The 6,625-nt window shown below is 54.4% G+C and carries 7 protein-coding genes and 2 pseudogenes; 4 read left to right on the forward strand and 5 right to left on the reverse strand.

Features of this window, described 5'->3' with window-relative positions; all coding sequences use genetic code 11:
* Both pcm and surE read right to left on the reverse strand, forming a co-directional pair.
* Positions 1-211: pseudogene (gene pcm, locus BOW51_RS05940) on the reverse strand (protein-L-isoaspartate(D-aspartate) O-methyltransferase); the annotation flags it as partial.
* Between the two features lie 29 nt (positions 212-240).
* Positions 241-996, reverse strand: coding sequence for a 5'/3'-nucleotidase SurE (gene surE / locus BOW51_RS05945; RefSeq protein WP_078476896.1), 756 nt, complete (start codon positions 994-996; stop codon positions 241-243).
* Between the two features lie 78 nt (positions 997-1,074).
* On the opposite strand from surE, the gene BOW51_RS05950 reads away from it, so the two are divergent.
* The gene (locus BOW51_RS05950; RefSeq protein ID WP_245828534.1) at positions 1,075-1,596 is read left to right on the forward strand and encodes a Smr/MutS family protein; all 522 of its coding nucleotides are present in this window, start codon (positions 1,075-1,077) and stop codon (positions 1,594-1,596) included.
* Here the strand turns inward: BOW51_RS05950 and BOW51_RS05955 are convergent.
* Both BOW51_RS05955 and ilvD read right to left on the reverse strand, forming a co-directional pair.
* The gene (locus BOW51_RS05955) at positions 1,593-2,381 is read right to left on the reverse strand and encodes an inositol monophosphatase family protein (RefSeq protein WP_078476897.1); all 789 of its coding nucleotides are present in this window, start codon (positions 2,379-2,381) and stop codon (positions 1,593-1,595) included. The genes BOW51_RS05950 and BOW51_RS05955 overlap by 4 nt on opposite strands.
* The gene (gene ilvD / locus BOW51_RS05960) at positions 2,378-4,237 is read right to left on the reverse strand and encodes a dihydroxy-acid dehydratase (RefSeq protein ID WP_078476898.1); all 1,860 of its coding nucleotides are present in this window, start codon (positions 4,235-4,237) and stop codon (positions 2,378-2,380) included. Before ilvD ends, BOW51_RS05955 begins: the two co-directional genes overlap by 4 nt.
* A 109-nt stretch (positions 4,238-4,346) precedes the next feature.
* Between ilvD and BOW51_RS05965 the strand changes: the two genes are divergently transcribed.
* The 3 genes and pseudogenes from BOW51_RS05965 to BOW51_RS11790 all read left to right on the forward strand — a co-directional run bounded on the left by BOW51_RS05965 (position 4,347) and on the right by BOW51_RS11790 (position 5,867).
* Complete coding sequence (locus tag BOW51_RS05965; protein ID WP_078476903.1) at positions 4,347-4,787, forward strand: YcgN family cysteine cluster protein; 441 nt, start codon at positions 4,347-4,349, stop codon at positions 4,785-4,787.
* Positions 4,784-5,656, forward strand: a pseudogene (locus BOW51_RS11615) (DUF3549 family protein). Before BOW51_RS05965 ends, BOW51_RS11615 begins: the two are co-directional and overlap by 4 nt.
* Positions 5,613-5,867, forward strand: coding sequence for a DUF3549 family protein (locus BOW51_RS11790; RefSeq protein WP_167367249.1), 255 nt, complete (start codon positions 5,613-5,615; stop codon positions 5,865-5,867). Before BOW51_RS11615 ends, BOW51_RS11790 begins: the two are co-directional and overlap by 44 nt.
* Here BOW51_RS11790 and BOW51_RS05985 read toward each other — a convergent pair.
* The coding region (locus tag BOW51_RS05985; protein WP_078476904.1) for an NUDIX hydrolase at positions 5,819-6,625 on the reverse strand (807 nt) is incomplete at its 5' end. The two genes, BOW51_RS11790 and BOW51_RS05985, sit on opposite strands and share 49 nt — an antisense overlap.

Here is a 6,625-nt window from a genome sequence, read left to right on the forward strand (position 1 = left end):
CCTCTGTCATGCGTGCAACGATATAGGGCTGGGAGATGGTCTGTCCCAGGCCGATCGGCAGCGCTGTATCCTCGTAGGCACGGTGTGCCAGCGCCTCTTCGATAAACAGATGCCTTGGTGTGCTGCGCATCACGCTGAGTACCGCCGGATTATGAATGCCCTGCTCCTTGAGCCGGTCAATCAGGCGATCGCGCGTACGTTGCGACGTCATACCGATGCCACTGTAGCCACTCGATGCAATCACAGTGAAACCTCGCTAATCCAGTCGCCTGTTGTCTTCAGTGCCCCATGATGGGTCAGGTCAACCTGCAGTGGCGTCACCGAGACATAGCCGTTACGCAGTGCATGGAAATCAGTCCCCTCCCCTGCATCCTGCTCAGGCCCCGGGGGGCCAACCCAGTAGATCGGCTTGCCACGCGGATCGGTTGTCTTGACGACCGGCTCAGCCTTGTGACGATGCCCGAGGCGTGTCGCCCTGATACCTCGAATCTCCTCAAGGGGGAGATCGGGCACATTGACATTGAGCATCACTGCTTCAGATGTGTGACTGCCATCGACAAGAGAGTTGATCAATTGCAGAACAACGTGAGCCGCTGTCTGCAAGTGCGATGGTGTGAACGAGTTGATTGAGACTGCCATCGACGGAAAACCGAGAAAACGTCCCTCGGTAGCTGCAGCGACTGTTCCTGAATAGAGTACATCGTCGCCAAGATTGGCACCGAGGTTGATGCCGGCAATGACGATATCCGGCTCCTCTTCGAGCAAGCCTGTAATGGCAAGATGCACGCAATCGGTCGGCGTACCGTTGACACTGTAATAACCATTTGGCTGGCGGCCGGCCCGTACAGGCGAGTCAAGGGTCAGCGAATTGGAGGCACCACTGCGATCCCGGTCTGGTGCAACCACATGCACGTCACCCGCCTGTTGCAGGGTGTCGGCAAGCGTGACAAGACCCGGTGACTGGTATCCATCGTCATTACTAACCAGGATTTTCATTTGGTGCGCAAACTTGGCAAAATTGCAGAATCCTCTCAATCAGGACAATATACTGGAAAACCGGAGTAAAGGCATCCCGTGAACGATGACAAAAAGAATCAGGATCTTGAGCTTTTTCACAAAGAGATGAAAGGCGTCAAGCAGCTGGAACAGGAGCGCATCGATCCGTTCAGGAAGAAGTTGCGCCCTGAGCCCCTGCCCAAACAACCGGAAGAGGAGGAAGACACCCTTGCCGACCTCAATATCGAAACGCCTGATTTTCTCGATTTTCAGCACCCCGGTGTGCAAAACCGGCTCTACCAGGACCTGAAACGCGGCCTGTTGCCGCCTGAAGCAACACTCGATCTACACGGCATGCGCGTGGTCGAGGCGCGCAAGGCACTGCTTAAATTTTTAGCCCAGGCTGCCCACAGGCACTATCGCACTATTCGTATCATTCATGGCAAGGGACGTGGCTCAACAACACAGCCGGTTCTGAAGCAGAAGGTCAACCAGTGGTTGCAGCAGCGCGAGGATGTACTGGCCTTTACCACGGCGCCAAGATGGGATGGCGGTACAGGTGCCGCTTACGTCCTGTTATCCAAGAAGCATTGGGATTAGCCTGCAATACCCAGCCAATCTGTCCAGACGTCAAACAGCCGGGCATCGACTGCACCAACCGCAGAACGTTTAACCAGGCGATTGACGAACAACTCCCCGCCTTCAAGAGTCGTTACAGGACAACCGGCCTCACCGCAGACCAGGCTGCCGGCACCATAATCCCACAGACTCGAAGCGCCATGCAGATAGAGATGCACACGACCGGCAGCAAGCCAGCACAGGTCCAGTGCAACTGAACCGAAACTGCGCTGCGATGCATAGGGTATCTCGGTAACAAGGCGTGTTGCCAGCTGTGGTGGAAGCCGTTTGAAATCGATCAGTGCGCTTGTCTGTTTCAGGGAGAGGCCGCTATCACGTGCCAGCAACTGTTTGCCGTTGAGAAATGCACCCTTGCCGCTGACCGCTGTAAAAAGCTCATCCCTGACCGGATCATAAACAATGCCATGCGTGATACGCCCAGCCTGGATCAACGACAGCGAGATGCAAAAATAGGGCACGCCCGACACAAAATTGGTGGTGCCATCAAGCGGATCAAGGCAGAAGATCGGTTCTCCGGATTGCAGCAGACTCGCCTGCTCTTGTGCAGACATCTCCTCACCCAGAAAGCCGATGTCCGGATATTCCTGTTCGAGGCGACCGGCAACAAGACGCTGCGATTCAAGATCAGCCTCGGTGACAAGTGAACCGTCAGCTTTGACACCCGGTTCAATCTGCGCAAAGCGCGGCAACAGCTCCTGCTGCGCTACTGACTTCAGTAGCGCAGCAATAGAATCAACGTCGATCATTTTTTCAGTTGTGAGACATCACGCACAGCACCGCGAGCTGCCGATGTGGTCATTGCAGCGTACGCCTGCAGTGCCTTGCTGATAGCGCGTTCGCGCTTTTCGACAGGCTGCCAACCATTCTCTTTTGCATCCATGGCGGCACGGCGCTGTGCCAGCTCTTCATCTGAAAGCGCGACGTTAATCGAACGATTGGGGATATCGATCTCGATGATATCGCCCTCTTCAACCAGTCCAATATTGCCACCCTCGGCGGCTTCCGGAGAACAGTGCCCGATCGACAGGCCTGATGTGCCACCTGAAAAACGGCCATCGGTAATCAGTGCGCACTCTTTGCCTAGCCCTTTCGACTTCAGGTAACTGGTGGGATAGAGCATCTCCTGCATACCCGGACCACCCTTGGGGCCCTCGTAACGAATCAGTACCACGTCACCCGGATTAATCTTGTCATCGAGAATTGCAGCAACGGCCGCATCCTGACTTTCGCAAATACGTGCGGGACCGGAAAATTTCCAGATCGATTCGTCAACACCGGCAGTCTTGACGATACAGCCCGCCTCGGCGAGATTACCGTAAAGTACGGCGAGCCCGCCCTCAAGGCTGTAAGCATGCTCGAGATCACGGATACAGCCGTTTTCACGGTCTAGATCAAGATCGGGCCAGTGTGCATCCTGACTGAAGGCAACCTGTGTCGGTATGCCGCCGGGTGCTGCAAGAAAACGCTCATGGACATCGCGTTCCTGTGTACGAATGACGTCCCATGCATCCAGGCCAGCCCCCATGGTCGGACTGTGTACAGTCGGCACGTCACGGTGGATCAGGCCAGCACGGTCGAGTTCACCGAGGATGCCGATAACACCACCGGCACGATGAACATCTTCCATGTGGTATTCCTGCGTGGCAGGTGCAACCTTGCACAGGTTTGGAATTTTGCGGCTCAGGCGGTCGATATCATTCATAGTAAAATCAACACCCGCCTCGTGTGCAGCAGCCAGCAGATGCAGAACCGTGTTGGTTGAACCGCCCATGGCGATATCCAGGCTCATCGCGTTTTCGAACGCATCGAAGGTGGCTATATTGCGTGGCAGTGCACTCTCGTCGTCCTGTTCGTAATAGCGTTTTGCAAGATCGACAACCAGGCGTCCGGCTTCGAGGAAAAGATTTTCACGCTCGGCATGAGTCGCAAGCAGAGAACCGTTACCGGGAAGCGAAAGGCCCAGGGCCTCGGTCAGGCAATTCATCGAGTTGGCGGTAAACATACCCGAACAGGAACCACAGGTCGGACAGGCCGAGCGTTCGATAGAAGCAACGTCCTCATCACTTTCGTTCGGATCAGCTGCAGAAACCATCGCATCGACGAGATCGAGCTTGATCGTTTTTCCGCCTTTTGAGGCAAGCTGTACTTTACCTGCCTCCATCGGGCCACCAGAGACAAACACAACAGGGATATTCAATCGCAGTGCCGCCATCAGCATACCGGGGGTGATCTTGTCGCAGTTGGATATGCACACAAGCGCATCGGCACAGTGGGCGTTAACCATGTACTCGACCGAGTCGGCAATCAGGTCACGTGAAGGCAGTGAGTAGAGCATGCCGTCATGCCCCATGGCGATACCGTCATCCACAGCAATGGTGTTGAACTCCTTTGCGACACCTCCCGCTTTTTCAATCTCCCTTGCGACCAGTTGTCCCATATCCTTGAGATGTACATGCCCCGGTACAAATTGGGTGAATGAGTTGGAGACCGCGATAATTGGCTTGTCGAAATCTTCATCCTGCATACCGGTCGCACGCCACAGGGAGCGGGCACCGGCCATGTTGCGGCCATGGGTTGTTGTTCTGGAACGGTATTTGGGCATCTCGATTCTCTGTTGTGACACTAATCCGCCTATTATCCGCAAAAAAGCGACAACAGACAGCCCCGGAAAGGATAAAATTACCATCTTTTTTCCGGTTAAACCGCTGCAAATGGCAAATTTACGAGCAGAATTCTGGCAATTACCTCTCGAAGAGCTCAATCGAGACGAGTGGGAGGCCCTGTGTGACGGGTGTGCCAAGTGCTGCCTGCACCGCCTTGAAGATGCAGATACGCGTGAAATCTATTTCACTAATGTGCACTGTCGCCTGCTCGATGTTCCAAGCGGTCAGTGCACCGACTACTGGAATCGTTCCGTCAAGGTTCCTGATTGTGTCACCTTGACGATAGAAAACCTTGACGACCCTTACTGGCTGCCACCAACCTGTGCCTATCGTTTGTTGGCAGAAGGCAAGCAGTTGCCGGAATGGCACCCGTTAATCAGTGGTGATGCGAAGAGTGTTTTTCAATCGGGCAACAGCATCAGCGGTCGCACAATCTGTGAAGACGATGCCGATGAACTCTCCCACCACATCATCACTTGGATGAAATGAGCAATACACCCAAACCAGATCAATTGTCGACCCTGACCGAGCTGCTCGAGGCGACCGGCAGCAAGCTGCGTCTCTACGATATGGGACGGCGCATACAGAGAGTCAGCCGCCAGCAGTTTATCAAGTTTGAACGCTACGAGATTGCATGGCCTGCCCCGCTGGCGCGTCATGCATGGCTTGCATTGCTGCAGACCGGGAGTGAAAACAACGAACCAGTCATCTGGTTTCTGAAACTGCCGCTCGATGAACAGGGCAAACTTGTACAAGCCGCAAGGGACTACTTTGTGCAGCGTCTCGCAGAAGTGTGGGCGCTCAACAAAACGCAGGACAGCAATGTACCGGATGCACTGAAAGACAATCCTTTTGTTTTCAAGCCACGCGAGGAACGTATGGCCGTCTTTCATGCAAAAATCTCTGCCGACCTGAAGCAACCCGCTTCAAATTTCTACGCACATGCCAAAGAGTATTTCAGCGGCGAAGCCGGCTGGGAGCAGTGACAGTTCGTCGGTTACCAGGGCATTGCCGATGTCGCTGCCCGCTTCGCTGAAAACAACAACACCAGCCTGATCGTAACAGCTATTCCGCAGCTACCGACAGAGCCGCTTACAGCACTATGTCACTGTCTTGAAAATGAAGAGATCCCTCTTCCCATTGCCAAGGCGTTGCTGCAGCGTTTGCAGCAAACACTGGAGAGCGGGCAGCCCGACACTGTTCTTGTCACTGCGCTAATCAGGGGAATCTCCGGAACCATCAGTAAAACCGTGCTTGCCAGCATGTTCGAACAGGTCATGCAGCAGGCAGCAGGCAGCAGCACAGCATATCGATGTGCTGACAGCAATCGCAGGTCGCGCCTGGAATCTACTGGCTAATGAAGAATTGGCTGCAACCTATCTTTCACGGCTTGCACACAACAGTGCCGGGCAGGAAGTATTCAATGCTGTCATGAGAGACTTGCTCGCCATTCCCACGCTGAGAACACACCTGTTGTCAGCTGCTGAAAATGCAAATATTGAGCAACAGATGCAGGCTTTTCAGAAGTCGCTTCGCGAAGAACGCAAACCGGATACCAGCGCAACATAATCACGCTCGTCCGGCTGTATATAGCCGTGGCGAATCAGGAAGTCGATAATCACCAGGTTACAGTTTGGCTTGAATTCATCCGTATCGCGTACCATCGCAGCAACCTCATCGATAGGTAGCAGCAGAAATTCATCGACCTCGCCGTCTGTACAGACGGGCTTGAAATCCTCCGCCAATTCGAGGTCGTAACAGTAGAGCAGCTCCTGCTTGATGCCGCGCGGGGAAATCAGGTCGTAGCTGACAACACCGACCGGCAGTGAGTGAGATGCAATCTCACCCGGAATTCCCGCCTCCTCGTAACACTCCTTGTTGAGATTCTCTTCGAGTGAAATCCCGTACGGCAGTCCACCGGCAACCAGCTGATCAAGCTTGCCGGGGAGTATCGGTTTGTCCTTGGCGCGACGGCCGATCCACATGTGTATTCCGTCTGCCTTGCGAACAAAGCCGTTGAGATGCTGCCCATAAGTCTTCAGGCCAAAAATCCCTGCCGCAGGACGATCAATCACACACAGGGATTCCTCGCGTGTCGATGCGGTCACCGGGTAGGGCTCATTCATGACGAGATTGACTTTACCCTCAGCGTGCAAACGCAACACCAGTTCATGCAATGCGTCGCTGCGCTTATCGAATGTATCCAGGTCTGGATGCAGGTGGAAAGCGTGGTCATCGTGTGATTCGAAGATCGGCTCATCCAGCAGGCGCGACACCATGTCGGGTCGAATCCAGCCAACAGCGTCACCGCTGATCAGGAAGCGTGG

Source organism: Solemya elarraichensis gill symbiont (assembly GCF_002021095.1).
In the GTDB taxonomy this organism is placed as follows: Bacteria; Pseudomonadota; Gammaproteobacteria; order Chromatiales; family Chromatiaceae.